This is a genomic window from Oceanisphaera psychrotolerans (assembly GCF_001870485.1).
GTDB classification, from domain to species: domain Bacteria; phylum Pseudomonadota; class Gammaproteobacteria; order Enterobacterales; family Aeromonadaceae; genus Oceanimonas; species Oceanimonas psychrotolerans.
Genome location: NZ_MDKE01000006.1, coordinates 30,188 through 55,440 on the forward strand (window position 1 = coordinate 30,188; position 25,253 = coordinate 55,440).

The window sequence follows — 25,253 nt, forward strand, 5'->3', positions numbered from 1 at the left end:
GTCTTTTGCAGGGAAAGTAAATAATGTGGCCGCCGGTTTCCGGCGTCGCCCCTTGAGTGTTCTGGTCAGCCTGGCGTTGATGCCGGCCATGCCGCTGGCTGCCGAGGAAGTGGCCACCAGCCAGCTGGAACAGGTGGTGGTCGAAGGGGACTGGCTGGGCACTCCCAGCAAGGAAAACGCCAAGACTTACACCGGGGCGCGCAACGTGGTGGAAAGCGAGGAGCTGCACGAGCGCGCCGCCCTCAACCTGGAGGATGCCCTGCGCCAGGTACCCGGTGTTCAGGTACTGGATGAAACCGGCACCGGCATATTGCCCAACATCGGGGTGCGCGGCCTGAACCCGCTGCGCAGCGAACGGGTGCAGATGCTGGTGGACGGCTATCCGATTGCCATCGGCCCCTATACCAATGTGGGCGTGTCGCTGTTTCCGGTGACCTTGCCCAGCCTGGAAGCGGTGGATATGGTGCGTGGCGGCGCCGCCGTACACTATGGCCCCAACAATGTGGGCGGTGTGCTCAACCTGGTCACCAAACCCATTCCCAACGAGATGGAGCAGACCCTGCGCGAGCGGCTGCTGATCGCCGACGGCACCGGCCATGTGATGACCGATACCTACTACCGGGTGGGCGGCTTCGTCACCGACAACCTGGGCCTGCAGTTCCAGGCCAACCTGCAGAAAGGCAATGGCTTTCGCGATCATTCGGACACCGAGGTGCAGAGCTATATCTTCGATGTCGATTACTTCCTCGACGATATCAACGAGCTCAAGGCCCAGCTGCAGTACTATGATGTGACCGCCGACCTGCCCGGCGCCCTGAGCCCGGCCGCCTATGAGGCCGATCGTACCCAGTCCCAGCGCTCCCGTGATGGCTATGATGCGGATATGTGGCGCGCCAGCCTGACCTGGATCCATACCCCCAGCGACGATCTTGAATTCCAGTGGCGTAACTTTGCCCATGATGCGGATCGGACCTTCTTCTTCGGCCAGGATCTGACCTCCGGTGGCAACTGGGCCGACCCTGAAGGCACCGCCAGCCATGTGGCCGACTCTCCCCGGCTGTTCAAGGTCTATGGCACCGAGCCGCGGGTGACCAAGCAGCTGGGTAACCATACCCTGATGCTGGGCGGCCGTTATGTGCGGGAAGAGGTGGACTTCGATGTCAATCGCCTGGAGCTGGCCACCGGTAACTACACCTCGGTGCGGGAGTGGGACTTCGCCACTGACGCCTATGCCGCCTATGTCAGCGATACGGTGCGCTTTATGGACGATCGCCTGGCCATCACCCCGGGCATCCGTTACGAAGAGGTGCGCACCGACTATCAGGATGCCATTTCCGGTGCCGTCAGTGACAACCATGCCACCGAATGGCTGCCGGGCCTGACCCTGGGCCTGCAGGCCACCGATGATGTGTTCCTGTTCGCCAATGCCCAGCGCTCTCTGGTGCCGGTGCAGACCGCCCAGGTGATCAGGGAAGGCGATGTGGCCAACGAAACCGCCTGGAACTACGAGCTGGGCGCCCGCTGGCAGTTGACCGACAACCTGGAAGCTTCCGCCACCCTGTTCCGTATCGATTACGAAGACCAGATTGTCTATAACAGCACCGCGTTGATCTATGAGAACCTGGGCGAGACCCGCCAGCAGGGCATCGAGCTTGAAGGTCGTTGGCAGGCCACTCAGGAGCTGGCGCTGGGAATGGGCTATACCCTGCTGGATACCGAGCAGCTGACCGGCGACTACCAGGGCAATGAGCTGCCCAATGCGCCGCGCCACCATGTGAGCGCCGATGCCACCTACGAGGTGGGTCCGTGGACCGCCAGCGCCAATGCGCTGTATGTGTCCGAGAGCTTCAGCGATGCGGCCAATACGGTGGATGAAACCGCCAATGGCAGCGCCGGCGAACTGCCCGCCTATACCCTGGTCAACAGCCGCCTGGGCCGGGATATTCCCCTGGGCAACGACATGATGCTGAACGTGGGGCTGGGCGTGAACAACCTGCTGGATGAGGACTACTACTTCCGCGGCGTGGATGTGAGTCCGGTCGGTCGCCTGCCGGCGCCGGGACGCACCTACATGCTGGAAGGTCAGCTGAGCTTCTGAGGCTCATCGTCTTCTTCATATCACTACAGGGCCTTCTGGCCCTGTTTTTTTATCCAGTACCACCATGCTACACTCGCCACCTTTTCAGCCGGGGGTGTGGTCGATGGCGGATTTCAGAACTCATATCAAGGTGGCCGCGGTGGTCAGCGGCCTGCTGGCGGGCACCATGGCCTGGGCCCAGCTGGTGACCCTGCCCGAGGCGGGCCTGCTGTGGCTGGCCGGCTCTCTGGGCGGCATCATGCCGGACATCGACGCCGACTCTTCCCGCTCCATTCGTATCATCTTCCGGCTGTTCGGTATTCTCGGCACCATGCTGGCGCTGCTCTATGGCCGACAATATCTGCCGCTGGTCGATACCCTGGTGCTGGGGGCCGGGGCCTATCTGTTGGTGCGTTATCTCCTGTGCTGGCTTTTTGCCCGTTTTACCGTACACCGAGGCGCCCTGCATTCGCTGCTGGCCAACCTGGTCTTTGCCGGTGGCGCTGTGGTGGTGAGCTCCCGTCTGTTCCGGCTGCCGGCAGAGCTGGCCTGGCAGGTGGGGATCTTCGTGTTTGCCGGGGCCTGTATTCATTTGCTGCTGGATGAGCTGTACAGCATCGATCTGGAAGGGCGGCGGCTGAAGAAGTCCTTCGGTACCGCGCTGAAAATCACCGAATGGCCGGCACCGATACCCAATCTGCTGCTGCTGTCTCTGCTGGCGGGCTGCTGGTGGCTGGCGCCCAGCACCCCGTCCCTGTTGCTGGTGCTGCAGCGGCTATTGCCGCTTTCCCACATCTGATAAGATAGCGCCGCTGGCATGAGCCGCCACCGCTCAGTACAACCACAATAATCACCGGGGCGACGGCCAGTACAGGTTTAACATTCCACACACAGGACACAAGTGATGAGTCTTGCAGACAAGGTATTGGCCGTTAACAACGACCTCCCGATCCGTACCCGCCAGCCGGTGCACAGTGGCAAGGTCCGCTCTGTTTACTGGCTGACCGAAGAAGACAGCCGCCGCCTGATCCGGGAAAAAGGCTATAACGTGGCCGCCGATGCGCCTCTGGCCATCATGGTGATCAGCGATCGCATCTCCGCCTTCGACTGCATCTGGCACGGCGAGGGTGGCATGCAGGGCGTGCCCGGCAAGGGCGCGGCGCTGAACGCTATTTCCAACCACTGGTTCAAGCTGTTCCGCGAGCAGGGCTTGGCCGACAGTCATATCCTGGATATTCCTCACCCCTTCGTGTGGATAGTGCAGAAGGCGACCCCGGTGAAGATCGAGGCCATTTGCCGCCAGTACATCACCGGCTCCATGTGGCGCAGTTACGCCAAGGGCGAGCGCGAGTTCTGCGGCATTCGCCTGCCGGATGGCCTGCAAAAGGACCAGCGGCTGCCCGAGCTGCTGATGACTCCGTCCACCAAGGGCATTCTCAAGGGGATTCCCGGGGTGCCGGAGGCGGACGACGTCAACATCACCCGCCAGAATATCGAAGACAACTTCGCCGCCTTCAACTTCCGCAACCCGGACGATATCGCCCGTTACGAGCGGTTGCTGAAGGAAGGCTTCGAGGTGATAAGCAATGAACTGGCCAAGCTGGATCAGATGTTTGTCGATACCAAGTTCGAGTTTGGTTACGTCACCGACGCGGCGGGCAATGAAAAGCTGATTTACATGGATGAAGTGGGTACCCCCGACTCATCCCGTATCTGGGACGGCCCGGCCTATCGCGAAGGGCGTATCGTGGAAAATTCGAAAGAAGGCTTCCGCCAGCTGTTGCTCAACCATTTCCCGGATCCGGATATTCTGCTCAATAAAGAGCGCATGCCCGAGCGGGAAGCGCTGGCGCGGGACAATGCCTTGCCGGTCGAGGTGCTGATGAATGTGTCTCGTACCTATGTGGGGATCGCCGAGAAGGTAACCGGCCAGAAGCTGGAATTATCCGATAATCCCAAGGCGGATATCATCGCCATATTGCGCGACCAGTACGGTCTGATTGATTAAGCGAAAAAACCCGGGAGTTCCCGGGTTTTTTTATGATGGGAGCCGAAGCGGCGGTTTAACGGGTGCCGAATACCACTATGGTCTTGCCGTGGGCTGAGATCAGGTTCTGTTCTTCCAGCATCTTCAGGATACGGCCGACGGTTTCCCGGGAGCAGCCGACGATCTGGCCGATTTCCTGGCGGGTAATCTTGATCTGCATGCCGTCCGGATGGGTCATGGCGTCCGGCTGGCGAGCCAGGCTGAGCAACGTTTCGGCGATACGGCCGGTCACGTCCAGGAAGGCCAGATCGCCGACCTTCTGGCTGGTGGTTTGCAGTCGGCTGGCCATCTGGGCCGACAGCCGCAGCAGGATTTCCGGATTAACCTGGATCAGCTGGCGAAACTTCTTGTAGGAAATCTCGGCCACTTCACAGGGCGACTTGGCCCTGACCCAGGCGGTGCGCAACGGGCTTTCGTTTTCTTCAAACAGCCCCAGCTCGCCGATGAAGTCACCCTGGTTGAGGTAGGACAGGATCATTTCCTTGCCGTCTTCATCCTTGATCAGCACCGCCACAGAGCCTTTTACTATGTAATAGAGGGTTTCGGCCTTTTCTCCCGCATGGATCAGTGAGCTTTTTGCCGGGTATTTATGAATATGGCAATGTGACAAAAACCATTCGAGGGTAGGGTCACTTTGAGACTTGCCAATAACCATGGACTTTCCTCTTTCTTGACTCGGGCCGAACGCCTGGCGAACAGGCTGCCTTGCCTTGATGCGTAGATAATTCGCTAGCATAAAAGGCTTGTGCCCTGCCATCAAGGGCCTTGAGTTTTTTATCCCCCTCGTCGGCTCCCGGACGATAGGCTAAGATGCGGTTTTTCAATGAGGAGATGTTATGAAAGCCAAGGTAACCTGGTTGGAAGGAATGTGTTTCGAGGGACTATCCGAGTCGGGTCACAAGATGGTGCTGGACGGCACCAATCCGGGCAAGGGCGCCAGCCCGATGGAAGCGGTGCTGCTGGGCGCCGGTGGCTGCAGTGCCATCGATGTGGTGTCCATTCTGGAAAAGGGACGTCAGCAGGTCACCGGCTGTGAAGTGGAGCTGGATGCCGACCGGGCCGAGAATCCGCCCCGGGTCTTTACCGCCATCCGGCTGCACTTTGTGGTGACGGGTCAGGATCTGGCCGAGAAGCAGGTGGCTCGCGCCGTTGAGCTGTCGATGGACAAGTACTGCTCGGTGATGAAGATGCTGGAAAAGGCGGTTACCGTCGAATCTTCCTATGAGATCCGTAGCGCCTGAGTAATCAGGTAAAGTCGGGCAAAGGGTCCGCTCCGCCGACTCGCCGTGGATACCTCCATGTAGGCTCAGCCGCACCATCCGTGGTGCGGATGGTCGGCTGAGCAGATCCCTTTGTCCTCCTTGATGCTCCGGCGTCTCCGGTTGGCGCCATTTTCAGAAAACCCGGTGTTCCAGAAGAGGTAACAGGGATTGTTTCAGCCGACCGCCACATGACAGGGCCAACAAATGCTCCTGCTATGTTGGCATTCCCGCCGTCCATGGCGGTCAGATGTCATGTGCTGAGCGTTACATGGGGCGAGCGTGCCTCGCCGTGACGAACTGTTTCAGCCTGACCGCACATCCAGTGAATGTGCGCAGCAGGTTGAAAAGTGAGTGTCATTTACCGAAGCGTGTCGGAAGAGACAACCCTGTTGCCTCTTTATGCTGTGGGGCGGTCTGCGACAGAGGCAGCCAGGTTAACGGATCTTGCCGGTTTCCAGCAATTGCTCGAGCATGGGACGCAGGATCAGCTCCATGACGAAGCCCATCTTGCCGCCGGGCACCACTATGGTGTTGCGTCGGGACATGAAGGATCCGTCGATCATCGCCAGCAGATAGGGAAAGTCCACGTTCTTGATGCCGCGAAAGCGGATCACCATCATGCTTTCGTCGGCGCTGGGAATCACCTTGGCGCTGAAGGGGTTGGAGGTATCCACCGTCGGTACCCGCTGAAAGTTGATATGGGTGCGGGAAAACTGGGGCGTGATGAAATTGATATAGTCTTCCATCGAGCGGACGATGGAGTCGGTGACCGCTTCCCGGGAGTGGCCGCGCTCGGCGGTGTCGCGGATCAGCTTCTGGATCCATTCCAGGTTGACGATGGGCACCATGCCGATCAGCAGATCCACATGTTGCGCCACATTGTGATCGTCGGTGACCACGCCGCCGTGCAAGCCCTCATAAAACAACAGATTGGTGTCTTCCGGCAGCTGCTGCCAGGGCGTGAAGGTGCCCGGCATCTGATTGAAGGGCACCGCCTCGTCGAAGGTGTGCAGGTAACGGCGGAACTGGCCGGTGCCGGTATTGCCATACTCCTTGAAAAAGTGCTCCAGCAGTTCGAAGTCGTTGGCTTCCGGCCCGAAATAGCTGATATGTCGCCCTTGCTCCCGGGCCCGGCGAATGGCCACGTCCATCTCCGGGCGGGTATAGCGGTGAAAGCTGTCGCCTTCGAGCATGGCGGCCTTGACCCCGAGCTGGGCAAACATGGACTGAAACACGGTGGTGGACGTTGAAGTGCCGGCACCCGAGGAGCCGGTAACCGCAATAATGGGGTGCTTGGCTGACATAACGAACCCTGAAATTGAGTAAACTGTGAATGTTTATACGCAGAGGGCCGGGGGCAGGTCAAGGCTTGTGACGGAACTGTGCCGCCGGCACTATGTTCACGCTTTCGTGTAATTCACTATACACAATGACCGCCTCGCCAGAGCCAAGCTGTTGTTTAACCTGAGCCAGTTTTTCGTTTAGCGAAACCTCGTGCTCGCCGTATTCGGTGCCTTCCTGTAGCACGAACTGCTCTATGAGGTTATTGAGGGTATCTTCGCTCAACTCGGTAAAGGGAATAATCATGTTTTCTCCTGATAAGGGGGCCACTGTTCGGCCAGCCACTGGGGAACCCGTTGTTCCAGCCAGTAGCGTGGCCGCCAGGGGGGACCCTGCATAAAACCGACATGGCCGCCGGTGCGACTCAGTTCATAGGTGACCGCCGGTGGCAACTCGCTGGCGTCCGGGATCACCGCATCGTTCATGAAAGGATCATCGGCGGCGTGGATCACCAGCGTCGGGGTGCTGATGTTCGGCAGTTTGTACAGACCGGAACAGCGGCGGTAATAATCCTCGGCGTCTCTGAAGCCGTGTACCGGGGCCGTGATCTTGTCGTCGAACTCGCGCAGGCTCCGGATCCGGTCGAGTTTGCCCTGCCATTGATGATGCGGATGACGACGCAGTCGCTGTTGCCAGTTGAACTTCATCCGTCCCAGCAGATAGCGCTGATAGCACCGGGAAAAGCCCCGGTTGATGCGATCGGCGCAGGCGGCCAGCTGCAACGGGGCCGAAATGACCACGGCGGCGGATAACGGATTGCGCGGATGTTCGGCCAGGTAGTTGACCAGCATGTTGCCGCCGAGGGAGTAGCCGATGGCGGCCATGGGGCGCTCCGGGTAGCGATCACGCAGCAGGGCCAATACGTAGTGTGGATCTTCGATGGCGCCGGAATGATAGGCCTGCAGGTAGCGGTTGGGCTCGCCGCTGCAGCCGCGAAAGTGCATCAGTACCGGCTGCCAGCCCTGCCGGTGCAGGGCAGCCATCATCCCCTTCGCATAATGGGACTCGACACAGCCTTCCAGCCCGTGAAACAGCAGCACCAGCGGTCGGCGTTTATCCGTTTCCGGCAACGCCCAGGCCAGATCGACAAAGTCCCCGTCCGGCAGTTCCAGGCGCTCGCGGCGATAGTTGATGCGAGTGCGATGCAGGTACTTGGCCATGATGGTCTGTACATGGGGATTGCGTGCCCACCAGGGGGAATGGAATCGGCTGGGATGAATCATCTTTCCTGTCATCAGGCTGAGGCGGACATGCCACCGGAACGGTATGGGTGTCGATAACACCATCAAGCGATAAAACCATGAGTCGATAAAATACTGGGCGGCGGACATAAAATCGAGTAAAACAAGGCTCTTCATCGTTATTTGAATCGCACATCATGGATCTTGCCCTGCTCGGCTCTGCCGCCGGCTTTGCCCTGGCCGCCTGTGGTACTCCAGGCCCCAACAATATGCTGCTGACCAGCTCCGGTACCCGGTTCGGGTACGCTCCCACGCTCAAGTTGCTGCTGGGGATCATGCTCGGCCTGCAGTTGCTGATGTTGCTGACCGCCCTGGGACTGGGGCAGCTGTTTCTGCTTTGGCCGCCGCTGCAATGGATGCTCAAAATCGTCGGCAGTGGCTACCTGTTATGGCTGGCCTGGAAGATAGGCCGGGCCAGCCCGCCGGTCGCCGGCGAGGAGGAGCCGGGCATGAGCTGGCGACAGGGCGCCCTGTTCCAGTTTCTCAATCCCAAATCCTGGCTGATGGCGATATCGGCGATCAGCGGTTTTACCCTGGCCGGCGACGGGTACTGGCTCTCGGCGGCGGCGGTACTGGCGATATTTCTGTTCTTCGGCGTCATCACCGGCCATGTGTGGGCCTTGTTCGGCATTCACCTGCGGCGCTGGCTGCAAACTCCCCGGGATTGGCGTCGTTTCAATCTGTCGATGGCCCTGCTGACCGCCGCCAGTGTACTGATGATCTGGCGTTAAGCCGGTTTTTGCGCTTAATCCTTAGAGTTTGTGGCCAAAGGGTGTAAAATCTGGGCGTTTTTTGCCCCAGGACCCCAAGATTGTCATGGTTTCAGACACAGATTTGTTTAAAGATATTCGTCCCTACCGGGACGACGAAGTCGCCGGTGCCATCCAGCGGCTGATCCGCGATGACGAATTTATCGGCGCCATCGCCAAATACCGCTTTTCCACGCTGTCCGGCATCGGTGGCTCCTTTGTCAAGGCACTGATCCGTCTGTATCTGGGCTGGCGCTGGCGCAAGCTCGACAGTGTACGCCAGATCCAGATGGAAGTGGCGGGCTACATGGAGAAGATGATCGCACGCACCACCTCCGGGATCAGCTACTCCGGCCTGGAACAGCTCAAGCCCGGCGTGGGCTATCTGTTTATTTCCAACCACCGGGATATTGCGCTGGATCCGGCGTTCGTCAACTGGGGCCTGCACTGCCACGGACTGGACACGGTACGCATCGCCATCGGCGATAACCTGTTGCGCAAGCCCTGCGCCGCCGAGCTGATGAAGCTCAACAAGAGCTTCATCGTCAAGCGTTCGGCCAAGGGCCCGCGGGAAATGATGAAGGCGTTCAGCGAGCTCTCTGCCTACCTGCGCCATTCCCTCGACGATGGCCATTCCATCTGGATCGCCCAGAAAGAAGGGCGAGCCAAGGACGGGAACGATAAAACCGATCCGGCCATTCTCAAGATGTTTTATATGGAAGGTAAACGGCAGAAGATCCCCTTCGGCGATTACATCAACAGCCTGAACCTGGTGCCGGTGTCCATTTCCTACGAATACGATCCCGGCGATCTGGCCAAGGCCCGCGAGCTGCATGCCAAGGCGACCCATGGCGCCTACGAGAAAAGCGAGTTCGAAGACGTGCAGAGCATAGTGCAGGGCATCGTCGGTCAGAAGGGGCGGGTACATGTGAGCTTCGGTCAGCCGGTGTTCGGCGACTTCGAGAATGCCGATCAGCTGGCGACGGCCATCGACCGGCAGATCCATGCCAACTATCACCTTTTCCCCAGCAACCTGCTGGCCGCCGGCCAGACCGCTCAGGTAGACCCGTCGGCCGCGGAAGTGTTCGAGCGACACATCGCCCAGATCCCGGCCGAACTGCGCGAGCTGGTGTTGTCGATGTATGCCCGCCCGGTACTGAACAAGGGCCAGTAAACTGCTGTATTAGTAAACTCCGGTATTAGTAAACTGCGGAATTGAAAAAGCCGGTAAGGTTGTCATATTGACGACTTTACCGGCTTTTTTGTTGGCAATGTCGTGGTAAAGAGGCAATAGGGTCACCTCCCTCGACACGCTACGGATAATGACACTCACCATTTCAGCCTGCTGCGAACATTCACTGGATGTACGGTCAGGCTGCAACAGTTCGTCACGGCGAGACAAGCTCGCCCCATGTAAGCTCGGAAATGCCATCTGACTGCCAGGGAGGGCGGGAATGCCGGAACGGCAGGAGCATTTTCCGGCCATGGAATTTCACGGTCGATGGAGGCGATCCCTGTTGCCTCTATCCCTGACATCTGCGGTGGCTGTAATTCCTAAATTCCGCGCTCTGAGCTGTTGTTGGAGCACCGACAGGCGATGCCGAGCTTGATGGAGGGCAAAGGGATCTGCTCAGCCGACCATCCGTGCCAAGGATGGCGCGGCTGAGCCTACACGGATGTATTTACGGCGGGTCGACGGAGCGGGCACTTGGGCCTCTTTTTCGCGGGCTGTTTCAGATCGGTTGAGCCGGTTTTATTTTTTCAGCTGTCCGATTTCTTCAGCCACTCCAGTTTCCAGTCGGCGGCCTTGTCCTGGGCCAGGGTGTCTTTCAGTCGCGGCAGCAGTTCGGTCAGCTGTTCATCCAGCTTCCAGGGCGGATTCAGTACTATCATGCCCGAGCCGTACATGCCGAAATCGTCGGCCTGGGCGCTTACGCTGAGCTCGGCGCAGAGCACCTGCTCGAAGCCGCAGTTGGCCAGGGCCTCCCGCAAGGCGCCACTGCGATCCACCTTCCTGGCCAGCAAGGGATACCAGATGGCATAAATGCCGATGGGCCAGCGTTTATAGGCCTTGGCGAGGGTGGTGGCCACGGTCTGATAATCTTCTTTCAGCTCATAAGGCGGGTCAATCAGCACCAGCCCGCGCCTGGGAGTGGGCGGCAGCAGTGCCGGCAGTCCTTCGAAGCCGTCGCGGTGATGAATGGCGACGCCGTTACCCATGTTCTGGCGCAACAGGTCCACCTCGTTATGGTGCAGCTCCATCAGGGTCAGGCTGTCCTGCGGACGCTGAAAGTGTGCCGCTACCTTGGGCGAGCCGGGGTAGAAGTCCAGTTCGTCGGTCGGGTTCATGGCTTCGATGGCGGCAAAGTAACCCGCCAGCTGCGGCCACTTGCGACGCTGTTGCCACAAGGGCGCGATGCCGGTCAGGTATTCCGCCTTTTTCTGGGTCCACTCGTGATCGAGCGCGTAGCCACCGGCACCGGAGTGGGTGTCGATATAGCAAAATCCCTTGTCCTTGACGCTGAGCGCCTCGAGGATTAACGATTGAACCGCGTGTTTGAGTACATCGGCGTGATTGCCGGCATGAAAGGCATGGCGATAGCTAAGCATGAAAGTAGTCCGTATTAACCGGCGAGTTTAAGCTGCCACAGCGGCGCGTCGGCCACCTGCAACAGGGTTAGATAGGTGAGCAGGCCGCCGCTGCCGGGGTGGGGCGGATGTTGCGCCAGCACCTGCAACAGCTCCTGTTGCTGCCAGCGCTCCAGCTCCAGCTCGTGCTGCAGCAGCTGCAGGTAATCGTCGTTGTCGAGCCGGGGCTTGAGCCGGCGCCGCAGCGCACGCCACTGGCTAAAGAGTCCCTGTCGCCGCTGCAACAGCGGCAGGAAATGGGTGGGATCAATCCCAAGCCCGCGTTCTTCCAGCATCAGCAGCAATAGCAGCAGGTTGACGTTGGCGCCGTGCTCATCCTGCAGCTGCAGGCAGGCCTGCGCCACGCCGGGGCGGGCATAATGCTGCTCGCTGAATTGCCAGAACTGCTCGGCGCCGGGCAGCATCATGCCTGCTCCAGTTCTTCCAGCTGCTCCTGCAGCTCCAGCCACTCGGCTTCCACTTCGGCCAGTTTCTGTTGCAGGGGGATCTGCGCCTTCAGCAGTTGCTGCAAGCTGGCTTTTTGCTCGGCGGCGTAAATGTCCGGATCGGCCAGACTCTGCTCGATATCGGCCAGTTGTTGCTGGCATTGTTCCATCTGCTGTTCGAGCCTGGTGATGGCTTTGCGCAGCGGCTGGGTCTGCTGACGCAGTTCGGCCTGACGGCGTTTTTCCGCTTTGCGATTCTGGGCCGAGTTGTCGCCGGCGGTGCCGACCGACTCGGGCTGGGCGGCCTTGTCCTGGGCCACCAGCCACTGATGATAATCTTCGATATCGCCGTCGAAGGGCTGCACCCGGCCGCCGTCCACCAGATAGAATTCGTCGGTGGTGGCACGCAGCAGGTGACGATCGTGAGACACGATCACCATGGCGCCCTCGAACACCTGCAACGCCAGGGTCAGCGCCTCGCGCATGTCCAGATCCAGGTGGTTGGTGGGTTCATCCAGCAACAGCAGGTTGGGGCGCTGGTAGACGATCAGCGCCAGCACCAGCCGGGCCTTTTCGCCGCCGGAGAAGGGACCGACCGGATCCTTGACCTGATCGCCCCTGAAGTCGAAGCCGCCCAGGTAATCGCGCAGGCTCTGTTCGGTAGCCTTGGGGTCGAGCCGGGCCAGATGAGTGAGCGGTGATTCTTCCAGGTGCAGGCTTTCCAGCTGGTGCTGGGCGAAGTAGCCCAGAGAGATGCCCTTGCTGGCTTCCAGCTTGCCCGACAGCGGTGTCAGCTCGCCGGACAGCAGCTTGATAAAGGTGGATTTGCCGGCGCCGTTGCGGCCCAGCAGGCCGATGCGCGAGCCGGGTACCAGGTTGAGCTTGATGTCGGACAGCACCGCCTTGTCACCGTAACCGGCGGACAGCTTTTCCATGGCGATCAGCGGAATCGGCAGGCTGGAGGGCGGGCGGAAACTGAAGCTGAACGGCGAGTCCACATGGGCCGGCAAGATCTTTTCCATCCGTTCCATGGCCTTGAGCCGGCTCTGGGCCTGCTTGGCCTTGCTCGCCTTGTAGCGAAAACGATCCACATAGTCCTGCATGTGGCTGAGTGCACGTTGCTGCTTCTCGAACATGGACTGCTGCAACGCCAGCTGCTCGGCGCGCATGCGTTCGAAGTCGGAATAGTTGCCGGTGTATTCGTTGAGCTGGCTGTTTTCGATATGAATAATCCGGTTCACCACCGCATCGAGAAAATCCCGGTCGTGGGATATCAGGATCAGGGTGCCTTCATAACTGTTCAGCCAGCGTTCCAGCCAGATCACCGCATCCAGATCCAGGTGGTTGGTGGGCTCATCGAGCAGCAGCAGGTCGGAGCGGCAGATCAGCGCCTGGGCCAGGTTGAGGCGCATGCGCCAGCCACCGGAAAAGGCGCTGACCGGGCGGCCCTGGGCCTCGTTGGCAAACCCCAGGCCATGCAGCAGTTCGGCGGCACGGGCGTGAATATGATAGCCGCCATGAGTGTCCAGCCGACCGTGCAGTTCGGCGATGGCGATGCCGTTGTGGCGGGCTTCGGCCTGCTCCAGCTCCCGGCACAGGCGGCGGTATTCCCGGTCGCCGTCAATCACGTAGTCCAGCGCCGAGCAGCTTAGCGCCGGGGTTTCCTGGGCCACGCTGGCCAGTTGCCAGTCGGCAGGCAGATTGAACTGGCCACTGTCGATGCCGAGCTCGCCCTTGAACAGGGCGAACAGGGTGGATTTGCCACAGCCGTTTTTCCCCACCAGGCCAACCTTCTGGCCGCCGTGGATAGTGGCGCTGGTGTCTTTTAACAGGGGGCGGCCGCCCCGGAGTAGTTCAATCTGGCTGAGGGTGATCATAGGTGCCCGACTCGTGACAAAAACGGCATTTTACCCGTTTTTACCGCTCCGATGACAGGGGCTTCCCAGCCAGTGACGACAATACTGCTCAAATTGTGGCACCGAAGCAAAGCCGTAGGCCTGTACCAGCGCATCGAGGCTCGGGCTCTTGGCCAGATCCCGCAGCACCAGCAGCAGGGCGCACTGACGGCGAATGTTGTCCGCATCACAATCGAAACGGCGGCGAAACTCGGGCTCTTGTTCCGGTGCCAGGGCAAAGCTGGCCGGGTTGGCGGTGATCAGTTGATGCAGTGGCGGCTGGGAGTCAACCGGCAGTATCGTCTGCTGTGGCAGCTCGTCGTGCAGTATTCGACACAGCCTGCCATGGGCGCCTTGCCAGTCTTGCTCGCCTGTCCAGTCGGCCAGTCGGGCGACGATGGCGGCCAGCAGGGGGGAGGGCGTCAGCCGACCGGCGATGGAGGGTTGCGCCAGTCGGGGAGAAAACTCGACCCGACTGAGCCGGCTGTGCGCGAAGCCATGCCAGGCAAACAGGGTATCGGCGGGCAGAAAGGCCGCCTCATGGGTGGCCAGCGGATAATAATGACGGCCCAGCTGCAGCAGACCGGCACCCTGGTGCATCATCAGCAGTACGCCTTTGATATGGCGCTGGCGTTTGCCGGGGGTGAGGTGAGGAAGAGCAACAAGCTGATGATGAATACTGTAATGGGCGGTTGTGGTCATTGTAGTCGGTTCGTTTTTGGCGGAGAATTCGGGATAAGGTTGTTGTTCAGGATGTATAAACCATGGAAACCCGTCGTAAGAAGCGTTTTATTGCCGGAGCCGTCTGCCCCCGCTGTAACGCCATGGACACCATGATGCTGTATCTGGAGCATGGTGTCGAGAAAGTCGAATGCGTTGGCTGTGGCCACACCCAGATACAGACTGACGAACAGGTCAGCCAGGCTGGCGGTGGCGAAGTAATCGGGGTGTTCAAGCCGGAATAAGCATGTGCGGCGGGCCCCGAGCCCATCTTCATTTGTGTTTTTGTCGCATTTCATCCGGGCTGGCCATCCTGTATGCTATGGCCAATATTCACGAGCAGGACCATTCCCATGAAAGTATCCGAAAACAGCGTCGTTACGCTGGACTTTACCGTCACCAACACCAAGGGTGAAATCCTCGATTCCACCGAGGGCAAGCAGCCCCTGGAGTACCTGCACGGTACCGGCTATCTGGTGGCCGGTCTGGAAGCGGTACTGAACGACAAAGTCGTGGGTGAAGACTTCGACGTGACCCTGAGCCCGGAACAGGCCTATGGCGAGCATGACGAAAGCCTGGTGCAGTCGGTGCCCGGTGAACTGTTCGATGGCATGGAAGTGGCCGAAGGCGACACCTTCGTGGCCGAAACCGATGACGGCCACCGCCCGGTGACCATCGTCGAAGTGGCGGAAGAATACGTCAAGGTGGATGGTAATCACCCGCTGGCCGGCATGACCCTGACCTTCAAGGGCGTGGTGCGCGAAGTGCGTGAAGCCACCGAAGAAGAGCTGGCCCACGGCCATGTGCATGGCGAACACGGCCATGATGATCACGAGCACGACCATGATCATTCCGGCGGTTGCTGCGGTCACAAGCACTGAGCTCCGGCTCGGTACTGAAAAAGGCGCCTCGGCGCCTTTTTTGTTAGCTGAACCTCACCCCCTCATATTTCCTCAATAATGCGGCGGTGGGGTTTCTTCTGTCTGGTTGGCGACCTCTCCCGGCTGCAATTCCTTCAGCTTTTTCACCATCAGGCTGAGCTGGGCCTTGAGCCGGGTGGTCTCGGCGCCCAGGGCGGTCATTTCCTGATTCAGTTGCTCAATGGTGTCGTCCTGAAACGACAGCCGGGTTTCCAGCTGTTCCAGCCGGTGGATAATGTCTTCATTCATGGCTCTGTTCTCTCTGATCTAGGGCCCAGGTTTCACCCAGGCCGGAGGAGCTGACGCTGTAAATATGCTGTTTGTCGCTAAAGGCCACGTCGTAGACCATGGCACTGGCGGGGCGTAGCCAGGTATGGAGGCCGACCTGCCAGCTTTGCAGTGGCGTGCCATCGTCCAGTTGCCATAGCTCCAGTCGGCGGGAGGTGCTGCCGGTCAGCAATCGGTTATTGGCCGGATCCAGCCGGGCGCTGATAAAGGTTTGCCCCCGGTAAGGACCCTGCAGGCGGGACACCCGTTCACCCGACGGCAGGCGGTGCAGCTCTCCCACTCCCTGAGCGTCGGCACTGAAGGCAAAGCGGCCCTCGGCATCCAGACGCACCAGGCTGATGCTGTTTTCATGTTGCCACCGGCTCAGGATGGCGGCGTCACGGGTTTGCCATAACAGCACCTGGCCGTTCTGGCTGGCGGTCAGGGCGTAACGGCCGTTGGCGGACAGATCGACCGAGTTGATACGGCTGTTTTCGCCCTCGAGCCGATGCCCCATAAACAGCAGGCGACGACCGCTCTGCAGGTCGATATATTCGACCTCGCCATGGTGGTAACCGAGCAACAGGCTATTGCCATCGTTGGCCAGTGCCAGGGCGCGCAGGGAATGTTCAAGCTGATAAAAGCCGAGGTTCTGGCCGTTCTGCAGTGACCAGACGGCCACCGTATGTTCGCTGGCCGTGGCTGCGCTGCGACTGTCGGGAGAGATGGCCAGCAGCAGTATATCTTCGGTGGATTCCCCCTGATACCACTGGTAGAGCGGGCGGGGCTGGTGCTGCTGCCACACCTGCACCGGGCTGGGGCCGCTGGCGACCAGGGTAAAGCGCCCATCGGCACTGGTTTGTGCCGCCAGTACCGTGCCCTGAGCATAACGGCTCTGCGCCACCGGTTTATCGCCCGTATCGCAACCGGCAAGCAGCAGAAAAGTGACGCACAGCGTCACGGTCAGCAGATGGGGGGGCATTTTTATGAGCTTGGGCTTTCGCATCGGCAACGTGAAACGGTAGTATAGGTCCGGATTGATAAGCATCTCATTTTCCATGGGGTTTTTCCCCTGTTCTGGAGTGAATAATGAAAAAACTGTTACAAGTCAGTTTGCTGGCCTCTGCCGTGTTGGTGGGTCTGAGTGGTTGTAAAGAAGAGCAGGCATCGGCTCCCGCCCCGGCGGAGAAGACGGCACCGGAGCTGACCAGCTTTGAAGCCAAGTCGGCCTATGCCATCGGCCTGTCCATGGGCCGTTACATCGGTTCTACCCTGGACAAGCAGCAGGAGCTGGGTGTCAGCCTGGATAACGACATTATTCTGCAGGGCGTCAAAGACGGCTTTTCCGATGGTGGCGAGATGAGCGACGAGGAAATCCAGACCGCGCTGACGGCCTATGATGAGCACATCAATGGTCTGATAGAAACCCAGGCCAAAGAGCAGGCGGCGGCCACTCTGGAAGAGGGCAAGAAGTTTCTGGAAGAAAACGCCAAGCGTGACGGCGTCAAGGTAACCGAGTCCGGCCTGCAGTATGAAATGCTGACCGAAGGCGAAGGAGCCAAGCCGGCGGCCGAAGACGTGGTCACCGTTCACTATACCGGTACCCTGGTCGATGGCACCAAGTTCGACAGTTCCGTCGATCGGGGCGAGCCGGCCAGCTTCCCGCTCAATCAGGTGATCCCGGGCTGGACCGAAGGCGTGCAACTGATGCCGGTAGGCTCCAAGTACAAGCTGTTTATTCCGGCTGAACTGGGTTACGGCGAAGCCGGTGCCGGCAGCATTCCCGGCAATGCTGTGCTGATCTTCGAGGTCGAGCTGCTGGACATCAAGGCTGCCGCCCAGCCCGAGGCGGAAGCCAACCCCGAAGCTCCGGCTGCGGAGTAAGGGAACCAACGGCGCCTCAGGGCGCCGTTTTTATTTTAGCCTGCAGCGCCATCCAGCCGCTGTCGTCCTGCAGCAGCCGTTCTTTCGCGGCTTTGCTCAGCCGCTTCAGGCGGTATTCCAGCTTGAGTGCCTGAGACTGACTGGCCACGGTGCGTTGCCACACCAGCTCTGCCGGGCGCCGGGACCAGACATAACGGGAGGCGCGTGAGGCTTGCTGATTGTGCTCCATGCAACGGCGCGCCGGATCCAGGCTGATACCGGCATAGAGGCTGCCATCGCGGCAGCGCAGCAGGTAAAGAGACCAGGGGGAAGCGGGGCGGTCGGCGGTGTCGTGATTCACTTTGTGCTCATCGTTCATGGTGACCGTCGAAGATATAGCTGTTTATTAACGTCACGCCGCAGCGCTTCATTCACGCAGGGGGGCCAGAGGAATGCTGACCAGCTGGGGCGGATAACAAAGCCCGCTGGTGCAGCCCTGATAACGGATGTCGACCCGGCCTTCGGGCTCTAGTTGTTGCAGCGGTATGGTCAGCTCGAGCCCCTGATAATAGACCTGAGTTTTACCGAAATACTCGTCTTCGTGCGGAGTGCCTGCGGGCAGCTCCCAGTCGCCGAAGCGGACCTGGTCGGGGATCACCGACAGCCGGTGGCGATACAGGTAATAGCCAGGCGCAATGGTAAACTCCAGCCGCAGGCCCGCGGGCGTCTGTTCGCTGTTGAGTACAAAGGCCTGCTCCACCGGCAGAAACCGCGTGTGCTGTGCCGGCTCGGGGGCCAGGCCCAGCCATTCCAGTATGCCGGCCTGAGCCGGTATGGCAGCCAGGGCGGCGGCGAGCGATAATGACAGCGGACGGAGCATGGGGCCTCTTGCATGGATGTGATCGGCGGGCAACAGCCACGACAAACAAGGTGCCGCCGGAACAGAGCCGTCACTATAGCGCCGCCGGGGATGAAAATCACCGCAGACGAGATTTGAAAATAACGCCATTCGTCCCCATGTTGATGGTTTCACCCTAATAAGCGCCGCCGCAGGCGCAAGATGAGGTCTGAGTGGGTAAGATTTTTTTGTTGTTTGTCGGCGCCACCCTGCTGGAAATTTTCGTGTTTATCGAGGTTGGCTCGGCCATTGGCGCCTGGAGTACCATAGCGCTGATCATGCTGACCGCCATTGTCGGTATCAGCCTGGTGCGCATTCAGGGCATTCAGACCCTGATGGAAGCCCAGCGCAAGGTCAATCTGGGCGAAGCCCCGGCCCGGGAAATGCTGGCGGGTATCATGCTGGCCATGAGTGGCGTGTTGTTGCTGTTGCCGGGCTTCGTCTCCGATCTGGGTGGCCTGCTGCTGCTGTTGCCACCGGTACGAGCGATGCTGATCGAACGCTTCATGAGTCGGGCGCATGTGCGCAGTCAAAAGGGACACACCTTTACCGCCGAATATCATGAATACAGCGAGACCCGGACCACCCGGGAGCGGCTGGGCAGCCGGGAAGAAGGCACCACCTTCGACGGTGAGTTTCAGCGCAAGGACGATGACAAATAGCCTCTATGCCAGCGGGTGATTGATTTTCCAGGGGAAACGCCGCCAGGCGAAGGCTCCGGCGATAATGCCTGCCAGCAGGTTGGCCACCAGAATGCCGGTGAAGATCCCTGCTTCACCGGCCCAGCGGGCCCCCAGCCAGGCCAGCGGCAGCAGCAGGCCGAACAGCCGGATGCCGTTGAGCAGCAGCGAAATACTCGACACCCGCAGCCCGTTCAGGGCCGATGCCAGCAGCATGAAGCACCCCTGCAGTCCATATCCCAAGGGCACCAGTCGCAAATAGAAGGTCAGGTGCCGGCTCACCTCGGCGTTGTCGCTGAACTGGCGGGCCAGCCAGGGCGCCAGCCACCACAGCAGTCCGAACACCAGCAACTGAAAGCCAAGCGCGAAGCGCATCGACAGCAGCAAGGCCAGCCGGCTGCGCTGATGCAGGCCGGCACCGGTATTCTGGGAAATAAAAGGCGCCAGTACCGAGCTCAGCGCCATCATCACGATCAGCATCAACGCCTCCAGGCGGGAGGCGGCACCGTAAGCGGCGACCACTTCCTTGCCCAGACCGGCCAGGATGATCATCAGCACGGCGGTGCTCAGCGGGGTCAGCAGATTGGTGAATGAGGCGGGTATGGCTACCTGCAACAGCTGGCGCCAGTGACTGAGCAACAGTTCCGAGCGCAGTAACGGCCACGCCAGTAGCCGCTTTCGGTACCGCAACAGCCACAGGCCCACTATGGTGGCCATCAGCCAGGAGCAGGCCGAGGCGATGGCAGCGCCCCTGATGCCCAGTTCGGGAAAGGGGCCAACACCGAAGATCAGCAGGGGATCGAGCAGGCCGTTGACCAGCCCGGCCACGATCATCACCAGGCTGGGCGTGCGGGTATCGCCGGTGGCACGGATGGCAGCATTACCCACCATGGGCAGGACCAGCAGCGGCATCGTCAGATACCAGATCAGCATGTAGTCGTGGATCGGCACCAGCAGGGCATCATCGGCGCCCAGCAGCCGGAACAGCGGGTCTATGGTGGTCGCCCCTGCGCCAGCCAGCAGGCAGACCAGTGCCAGTGCCAGCAGCAGGCTGTGGCTGGTGAACTGGGCGGCTTGTTGCTGGTTGCCGGCCCCCAGCGCCTGCCCCAGGCTGGCAGACAGGCCCGCGCCGAGCCCCATGGCCAGCGAAATCACCACGAAGGTGACCGGAAAGGTAAAGCTGATGGCCGCGAGGGCATCGGTGCCGAGCAGACCGATGAAAAAAAGATCGACCAGATTGAAGGCCTGGATGGCGACGATTCCGAGCGCCATGGGCCCGGCCATTCGGGCCAGTTGCGGGCCAATGGAGGCGGTCAGCAGCGAGTTGTGTTGTACCACTAATGATCTCTTGAGGTCGGTGGGCGAAGGCCGGTAAAGCCGATGCCCATGATACCGCCAGCGTTGCCGCTTTAAAAAAATTTTATGCTTTGCCCTTGAAGGGAGAAAATGCGCTCCCATATAGAAGGTCAACGGAACAGTTTGCGGCCGCCGGCCGTTTATCTCACTAGGTAACAACACTCATCAGGAGAGTTATCGATGAACATTCGTCCATTGCACGATCGCGTTATTATCAAGCGTATTGAAGCCGAGTCCAAATCTGCCGGAGGCATCGTTTTGACCGGCTCTGCCGCCGAAAAATCCACCCGTGGTGAGGTGCTGGCGGTAGGTAATGGCCGCACGCTGGACAGCGGTGAAGTCAAAGCCATGTCCGTCAAAGTGGGTGACAAGGTTATTTTCAACGAAGGCTTCGGTGTGAAAACCGAGAAGCTGGACGGTAAGGAAGTTCTGATCCTGTCCGAAAACGACATTCTGGCTATCGTCGAATAATCATCCGGTTTATCTACTTTAAAAGGAATATGAACAATGGCAGCTAAAGACGTTAAATTTGGTAACGACGCCCGCGTAAAAATGCTGAAAGGCGTGAACATCCTGGCCGATGCCGTAAAAGTGACCCTGGGCCCGAAAGGCCGTAACGTGGTACTGGACAAGTCCTTCGGTGCTCCGACCATCACCAAGGACGGCGTGTCCGTGGCCAAGGAAATCGAGCTGGAAGACAAGTTCGAGAACATGGGCGCCCAGATGGTGAAAGAAGTGGCTTCCAAGGCCAACGACGAAGCCGGTGACGGCACCACCACCGCCACCGTACTGGCTCAGTCCATCGTTAACGAAGGTCTGAAAGCGGTAGCCGCCGGCATGAACCCGATGGACCTGAAGCGCGGTATCGACAAGGCCGTGATCCAGGCCGTAGAAGAGCTGAAAGGCCTGTCTGTACCCTGTAAAGACACCACTGCCATCGCTCAGGTTGGTACCATCTCCGCCAACTCCGACGAAACCGTGGGCGCGCTGATTGCCGAAGCCATGGAAAAAGTCGGCACCGACGGTGTTATCACCGTGGAAGAAGGCCAGGGCCTGCAGGACGAGCTGGACGTGGTAGAAGGCATGCAGTTCGATCGTGGCTACCTGTCTCCCTACTTCATCAACAAGCAGGAAACCGGTACCGTGGAACTGGACGACCCCTTCATCCTGCTGGTTGACAAGAAAGTCTCCAACATCCGCGAACTGCTGCCGGTACTGGAAGGCGTAGCCAAGCAATCCAAGCCGCTGCTGCTGGTTGCCGAAGACGTGGAAGGCGAAGCCTGGCCACCCTGGTGGTGAACAACATGCGTGGCATCGTTAAAGTAGCCGGCGTGAAAGCCCCGGGCTTCGGCGACCGTCGCAAGGCCATGCTGCAGGATATCGCCATCCTGACCGGTGGTACCGTGATCTCCGAAGAAGTGGGTCTGGAGCTGGAAAAAGCGACCCTGGAAGATCTGGGCCGTGCCAAGCGCGTGGTCATCACCAAAGACAACACCACCATTATCGATGGCGTGGGTGAAGTGGCTTCCATTGAAGCTCGCGTGGCGCAAATCCGCCAGCAGATCGAAGATTCTTCTTCCGATTACGACAAAGAGAAGCTGCAAGAGCGCGTGGCCAAGCTGGCCGGCGGTGTTGCCGTAATCAAGGTCGGTGCTGCCACCGAAATGGCAATGAAAGAGAAGAAAGCCCGCGTTGACGATGCCCTGCACGCCACTCGTGCTGCGGTAGAAGAAGGTGTGGTCCCGGGCGGCGGTGTGGCTCTGGTTCGCGTTGCCAGCAAGCTGGGCGAACTGCGTGGCGACAACGAAGACCAGAACGTGGGTATCAAGGTTGCCCTGCGCGCCATGGAGTCTCCGCTGCGCCAGATCGTTACCAACGCCGGCGAAGAAGCCTCCGTTGTGGTATCCAAAATCAAGGACGGTGAAGGTAACTTCGGTTACAACGCCGGTAACGATACCTACGGCGACATGCTGGCCATGGGTATCCTGGATCCGACCAAGGTCACCCGTTCTGCGCTGCAGTTCGCCGCTTCCGTGGCCGGTCTGATGATCACCACCGAAGCGATGGTGACCGATCTGCCGAAGGACGATGCACCGGCCATGCCGGACATGGGTGGCATGGGTGGCATGGGTGGCATGATGTGATCTAAATCACATTGATACCTCCTGGTCTCAGACCATGACCTAACAAACCGGGCCCCAGTGGCCCGGTTTTGCTATTTATGGAGTGTGTACATGTGACCGACAGCCTGAATGATAAGGCGGCCCCTGGCCCGGCCGGGTGATTTAGAGATGGTGCCTGTTGATATCAATATGATAAATTCAGCTGCTTTTGAGTCCTTATTTGCCGGGGCATGGTCCATTCTTGCCGGCCATGAGCCCGGTTTGTCGGTTGTAAGGAGAAGTGTGGTAATGAGACTGATAGGCGGGGTGCTGATGTTGCTGCTGTCGTGGCAGGCTCTGGCCGCGGAACCCGTGGTGCTGACCCTGTATGGGGACATGCGGCTCGATGGTCGACAGTATGAGCGGATAGACTACAGTCTGAGCGAGTTGCAGGCCTTGCCCCAGGGCAAGATCATCACGGCCCATCCCTGGGTGTCTGAACCCCATCAATACCGAGGGCCCGATCTGGTACTGCTGCTGGGGCAGTTGTTCGGTCATCGCCGGGTCACGAGCCTGTATCTTGAGGCTTTGAACGGTTTCAGCGTGACCGTCGACTGGTCGCAGGTCGCTCCCTTTTCTCCTATTCTGGCCTGGCAGGATAATGGCCGGGTAATGAGCCGTCGCAATAAGGGGCCCTTGTGGCTGATGCTGCCTTTTGATCGGCTGTCCGAGACACAGCAGGCCAACTTCCGGCATTTCATGGCCTGGCAGCTCAGGGTGATTCGAGTTCACTCGGAGCCGGAATGAGCCCCTTCATTTCTTCGTCCGAGCATCCCGGCAATCAATACGGCCGTGTTCATCCGCTCAAGATAATGCTCGGCGGCCTGCTGTTGCTGATCATGGTTATTTTTGGGGGAGGGGCGACACATTCCCTCATGAATATCCGGCAGCATAACGACCTGCTGGAGCAGCGTGCTTACGAAATGCCCTGGTCGATGATGCAGTTGCAACTGGAGTTGGGACGTTTTCTGGATGCGGTGCGATTACGGCATGCAGATGCCATCAGTCAGGACGATCTGATGCTGCGCTACGATATTCTCTGGAGCCGGACACCGGTACTGCTCAATAGCCAGTTCAAGGACTCCATCAGCGCCCGGCCCGACTTGTGGCTGCTGCTCCAGCAGATTGAAACGCGGGTCCAGGGGTTGGAATCCTCGGTGATGGAGTTGCAACCCGGCTCTCCTACCTATCGCTTTATCCTGGCCGAATTGAGCCCTTATCTGGAGCCGCTGTCCAGCAGTGTCACCGCCACTATGCACAATAATGTGCACTTTTATACGCAATACGATCAGGTTTACCGAGAGCTGGGCAGGCAGCTTTATACCCGTATTATCGGGTTCGGGATTACGCTGCTGCTGCTGCTGCTGCTGCTGTGGAGGCAACTGTGGCAGTATCGGGTGCAGCAATTGCAGGATCCGCTGACTGGACTGCCCAATCGTTTCGTACTGCAACGGCACATGGCTCAGATGATCGAGCAGGGACTTCCCTTTAGCGTGACGGTGCTGGAGCTGAAGGACTTTTCCCAGCACCAGCACCGTTTCGGCTTCGAAGTGGCCGACCGGTTGCGGCAGGTCTTCAGCCATCGTCTGCAGCAGAGCCTACACCCTCATGAATTCATCGCCCAGCCCGGACCGCAAGAGATCGCGGTCGTGGCCCGCGGCGTGGTGGAGCTGGAAGAAGTGCGTGCCCAGCTGTCCCGTTTTCGCCAGGCTTTGCTCGACAAGGTCTCGATCGATGCCTACGACTTTTACATGGAGCCCTTGATCGGGGTGGTGCTGTATCCGGCAGATGCGGACAACCTGGTGGATCTGCTGGCCCGGGGCGAGCTGGCGCTGGAACAGTGCAAGCGGGAGCAACTGCCCTATGTGATTTTCGATCCATCCTTGTTGAAGGACATGTCGCGCCGGCAGCAGCTGGCCCGGGATCTGCCGGCGGCGCTGGACAGCAACAGCCTGAGCCTGCAGTTGCAGCCGCTGGTTGATTCACAGGGCGGAGAATGTCATGGCCTGCAGGTGCTGTTGAACTGGCATCATCCTGGCTTTGGCATGATCCCGGCCGCGGAGCTGGTGCGCATCACCGAGCAATATCAGCTGTCGGAGCGGGTGTTCAGGTGGTTATTGCCGCAGGTGCTGCGACCATTATCCGGCTGGCGGCAGGCGAATGGAGCACCGCTTTTTCTCAGTCTGACGGTGTCGCCGTCGCTGTTTCGCCACGGGCTGGAGCACCTCATCATGCCGCTATTGGAGCAACATGATCTGCAGGCCGATGCGCTGGTACTGGATGTTAATGAAACCACGGCGATGCGTGATGTCCATGAATCCCTGAGCGTGATGGCGGGGATCCGTGCGGCGGGGATCCGCATCCTGCTGTCCGACTTCGGCAGCGGCGGCTCGGCCTGGGGATATCTGTCCCGAATGCCGGTTAGCTGGCTCAAGCTGGATCCGACCTTTTGCAACGGTATCGAACGCGAAGGTGAACCACGACATCAGCTGGATACCCTGCTGGCGCTGGCACGGGTGCTGCAGCGTCCGGTGGTTTGCTGTGGGGTCGATCATCAGGGCGAACTGGACGCGATTCGCATCATGAACGAGTCGCTGCTGGTACAGGGGGAGGCGGTCGGCGGCACGCTGTCGGTACAAGAGGTGACCGACTGGCTCAAGCGCCACCGCTATCAGTAGTCGGTGGCGCCAGGCGACATCAG

At 59.7% G+C, this 25,253-nt stretch carries 26 protein-coding genes and 1 pseudogene; 14 read left to right on the forward strand and 13 right to left on the reverse strand.

The features are described from left to right. Nucleotides 1-52: 52 nt before the first annotated feature. From BFR47_RS02495 to BFR47_RS02505, 3 genes are all read left to right on the forward strand, one after another. The gene (locus tag BFR47_RS02495) at nt 53-2,098 is read left to right on the forward strand and encodes a TonB-dependent receptor family protein (protein ID WP_245748769.1); all 2,046 of its coding nucleotides are present in this window, start codon (nt 53-55) and stop codon (nt 2,096-2,098) included. Nucleotides 2,099-2,201: 103 nt separating this feature from the next. After that, nucleotides 2,202-2,876, forward strand: a complete 675-nt coding sequence (locus BFR47_RS02500) for a metal-dependent hydrolase (RefSeq protein ID WP_071471609.1) — start codon at nt 2,202-2,204, stop codon at nt 2,874-2,876. Between the two features lie 105 nt (nt 2,877-2,981). Further along, nucleotides 2,982-4,085: a phosphoribosylaminoimidazolesuccinocarboxamide synthase gene (locus BFR47_RS02505; RefSeq protein WP_071471610.1), complete on the forward strand. Its 1,104-nt coding sequence runs from the start codon at nt 2,982-2,984 to the stop codon at nt 4,083-4,085. Between the two features lie 55 nt (nt 4,086-4,140). Here BFR47_RS02505 and crp read toward each other — a convergent pair whose 3' ends face one another. Continuing rightward, nucleotides 4,141-4,779, reverse strand: a complete 639-nt coding sequence (gene crp / locus BFR47_RS02510; RefSeq protein ID WP_071471611.1) for a cAMP-activated global transcriptional regulator CRP — start codon at nt 4,777-4,779, stop codon at nt 4,141-4,143. Between the two features lie 181 nt (nt 4,780-4,960). Between crp and BFR47_RS02515 the strand changes: the two genes are divergently transcribed. Beyond that, nucleotides 4,961-5,365: an OsmC family protein gene (locus BFR47_RS02515; protein ID WP_071471612.1), complete on the forward strand. Its 405-nt coding sequence runs from the start codon at nt 4,961-4,963 to the stop codon at nt 5,363-5,365. A gap of 455 nt (nt 5,366-5,820) precedes the next feature. Here BFR47_RS02515 and BFR47_RS02520 read toward each other — a convergent pair whose 3' ends face one another. Genes BFR47_RS02520 through BFR47_RS02530 form a run of 3 tightly spaced genes read right to left on the reverse strand, consistent with a single transcriptional unit; the run spans nt 5,821 to nt 7,950 of the window. After that, nucleotides 5,821-6,690, reverse strand: coding sequence for a phosphoribulokinase (locus BFR47_RS02520; RefSeq protein WP_071471613.1), 870 nt, complete (start codon nt 6,688-6,690; stop codon nt 5,821-5,823). A 58-nt stretch (nt 6,691-6,748) separates the two neighbouring features. Then, entirely contained in the window at nt 6,749-6,973 is a 225-nt protein-coding gene (locus tag BFR47_RS02525) for a YheU family protein (RefSeq protein ID WP_071471614.1), read from the reverse strand. Beyond that, nucleotides 6,970-7,950, reverse strand: coding sequence for a hydrolase (locus BFR47_RS02530; RefSeq protein WP_071471615.1), 981 nt, complete (start codon nt 7,948-7,950; stop codon nt 6,970-6,972). Before BFR47_RS02530 ends, BFR47_RS02525 begins: the two co-directional genes overlap by 4 nt. 155 nt (nt 7,951-8,105) lie before the next feature. On the opposite strand from BFR47_RS02530, the gene BFR47_RS02535 reads away from it, so the two are divergent. Continuing rightward, entirely contained in the window at nt 8,106-8,699 is a 594-nt protein-coding gene (locus BFR47_RS02535) for a LysE family translocator (protein ID WP_071471616.1), read from the forward strand. Between the two features lie 85 nt (nt 8,700-8,784). Further along, on the forward strand, nt 8,785-9,891 hold the full coding sequence (locus tag BFR47_RS02540; RefSeq protein ID WP_071471617.1) for a 1-acyl-sn-glycerol-3-phosphate acyltransferase: 1,107 nt from the start codon (nt 8,785-8,787) through the stop codon (nt 9,889-9,891). Between the two features lie 587 nt (nt 9,892-10,478). Here the strand turns inward: BFR47_RS02540 and BFR47_RS02545 are convergent. The 4 genes from BFR47_RS02545 to BFR47_RS02560 are packed head-to-tail and all read right to left on the reverse strand — an operon-like array spanning nt 10,479 to nt 14,388. Next, a complete protein-coding gene (locus tag BFR47_RS02545; protein ID WP_071471618.1) occupies nt 10,479-11,327 on the reverse strand; it encodes a 23S rRNA (adenine(2030)-N(6))-methyltransferase RlmJ in 849 nt (282 codons plus the stop codon). A 14-nt stretch (nt 11,328-11,341) separates the two neighbouring features. Further along, on the reverse strand, nt 11,342-11,773 hold the full coding sequence (locus tag BFR47_RS02550; RefSeq protein WP_245748770.1) for a TIGR02444 family protein: 432 nt from the start codon (nt 11,771-11,773) through the stop codon (nt 11,342-11,344). Next, nucleotides 11,770-13,668 (reverse strand): ABC transporter ATP-binding protein, encoded by a 1,899-nt coding sequence (locus BFR47_RS02555; RefSeq protein ID WP_071471619.1) that lies wholly within the window; start codon nt 13,666-13,668, stop codon nt 11,770-11,772. The genes BFR47_RS02550 and BFR47_RS02555 overlap by 4 nt, the downstream gene beginning before the upstream one ends. Before the next feature lie 30 nt (nt 13,669-13,698). Then, a complete protein-coding gene (locus BFR47_RS02560; protein WP_071471620.1) occupies nt 13,699-14,388 on the reverse strand; it encodes a hypothetical protein in 690 nt (229 codons plus the stop codon). A gap of 62 nt (nt 14,389-14,450) precedes the next feature. Between BFR47_RS02560 and BFR47_RS02565 the strand changes: the two genes are divergently transcribed. Beyond that, nucleotides 14,451-14,651, forward strand: coding sequence for a YheV family putative zinc ribbon protein (locus BFR47_RS02565; RefSeq protein ID WP_071471621.1), 201 nt, complete (start codon nt 14,451-14,453; stop codon nt 14,649-14,651). Nucleotides 14,652-14,759: 108 nt separating this feature from the next. Beyond that, on the forward strand, nt 14,760-15,287 hold the full coding sequence (locus BFR47_RS02570) for an FKBP-type peptidyl-prolyl cis-trans isomerase (protein WP_071471622.1): 528 nt from the start codon (nt 14,760-14,762) through the stop codon (nt 15,285-15,287). Nucleotides 15,288-15,359: 72 nt separating this feature from the next. Here the strand turns inward: BFR47_RS02570 and BFR47_RS02575 are convergent, their stop codons facing one another. Together BFR47_RS02575 and BFR47_RS02580 are read right to left on the reverse strand one after the other, a co-directional pair. Next, the gene (locus BFR47_RS02575) at nt 15,360-15,575 is read right to left on the reverse strand and encodes a SlyX family protein (protein WP_071471623.1); all 216 of its coding nucleotides are present in this window, start codon (nt 15,573-15,575) and stop codon (nt 15,360-15,362) included. Beyond that, the gene (locus BFR47_RS02580) at nt 15,568-16,575 is read right to left on the reverse strand and encodes a WD40 repeat domain-containing protein (protein ID WP_071471667.1); all 1,008 of its coding nucleotides are present in this window, start codon (nt 16,573-16,575) and stop codon (nt 15,568-15,570) included. The genes BFR47_RS02575 and BFR47_RS02580 overlap by 8 nt, the downstream gene beginning before the upstream one ends. Nucleotides 16,576-16,682: 107 nt before the next feature. On the opposite strand from BFR47_RS02580, the gene fkpA reads away from it, so the two are divergent. Next, a complete protein-coding gene (gene fkpA, locus BFR47_RS02585) occupies nt 16,683-17,477 on the forward strand; it encodes an FKBP-type peptidyl-prolyl cis-trans isomerase (protein ID WP_071471624.1) in 795 nt (264 codons plus the stop codon). Between the two features lie 16 nt (nt 17,478-17,493). Here fkpA and BFR47_RS02590 read toward each other — a convergent pair whose 3' ends face one another. Both BFR47_RS02590 and BFR47_RS02595 read right to left on the reverse strand, forming a co-directional pair. Further along, nucleotides 17,494-17,817, reverse strand: coding sequence for a GIY-YIG nuclease family protein (locus BFR47_RS02590; RefSeq protein WP_245748771.1), 324 nt, complete (start codon nt 17,815-17,817; stop codon nt 17,494-17,496). A gap of 66 nt (nt 17,818-17,883) precedes the next feature. Further along, nucleotides 17,884-18,336 carry a protein-disulfide reductase DsbD domain-containing protein gene (locus BFR47_RS02595; protein ID WP_083398977.1) on the reverse strand — a complete coding sequence of 151 codons (453 nt, stop codon included), beginning with the start codon at nt 18,334-18,336 and terminating at the stop codon, nt 17,884-17,886. A gap of 191 nt (nt 18,337-18,527) precedes the next feature. On the opposite strand from BFR47_RS02595, the gene BFR47_RS02600 reads away from it, so the two are divergent. After that, nucleotides 18,528-19,016 (forward strand): FxsA family protein, encoded by a 489-nt coding sequence (locus BFR47_RS02600; RefSeq protein WP_071471626.1) that lies wholly within the window; start codon nt 18,528-18,530, stop codon nt 19,014-19,016. Nucleotides 19,017-19,019: 3 nt separating this feature from the next. Here the strand turns inward: BFR47_RS02600 and BFR47_RS02605 are convergent, their stop codons facing one another. After that, nucleotides 19,020-20,372, reverse strand: a complete 1,353-nt coding sequence (locus BFR47_RS02605) for an MATE family efflux transporter (protein WP_071471627.1) — start codon at nt 20,370-20,372, stop codon at nt 19,020-19,022. 198 nt (nt 20,373-20,570) lie between these two features. Here BFR47_RS02605 and BFR47_RS02610 point away from each other — a divergent pair, with 198 nt between their 5' ends. The 4 genes and pseudogenes from BFR47_RS02610 to BFR47_RS02625 all read left to right on the forward strand — a co-directional run bounded on the left by BFR47_RS02610 (nt 20,571) and on the right by BFR47_RS02625 (nt 25,230). Beyond that, nucleotides 20,571-20,861, forward strand: a complete 291-nt coding sequence (locus BFR47_RS02610; protein ID WP_071471628.1) for a co-chaperone GroES — start codon at nt 20,571-20,573, stop codon at nt 20,859-20,861. Nucleotides 20,862-20,897: 36 nt separating this feature from the next. Beyond that, nucleotides 20,898-22,534, forward strand: a pseudogene (groL, locus tag BFR47_RS02615) (chaperonin GroEL). A gap of 267 nt (nt 22,535-22,801) precedes the next feature. Further along, complete coding sequence (locus tag BFR47_RS02620) at nt 22,802-23,299, forward strand: putative pterin-binding protein (protein ID WP_071471629.1); 498 nt, start codon at nt 22,802-22,804, stop codon at nt 23,297-23,299. Beyond that, complete coding sequence (locus BFR47_RS02625; RefSeq protein WP_071471630.1) at nt 23,296-25,230, forward strand: bifunctional diguanylate cyclase/phosphodiesterase; 1,935 nt, start codon at nt 23,296-23,298, stop codon at nt 25,228-25,230. Before BFR47_RS02620 ends, BFR47_RS02625 begins: the two co-directional genes overlap by 4 nt. Nucleotides 25,231-25,253 lie beyond the last annotated feature (23 nt).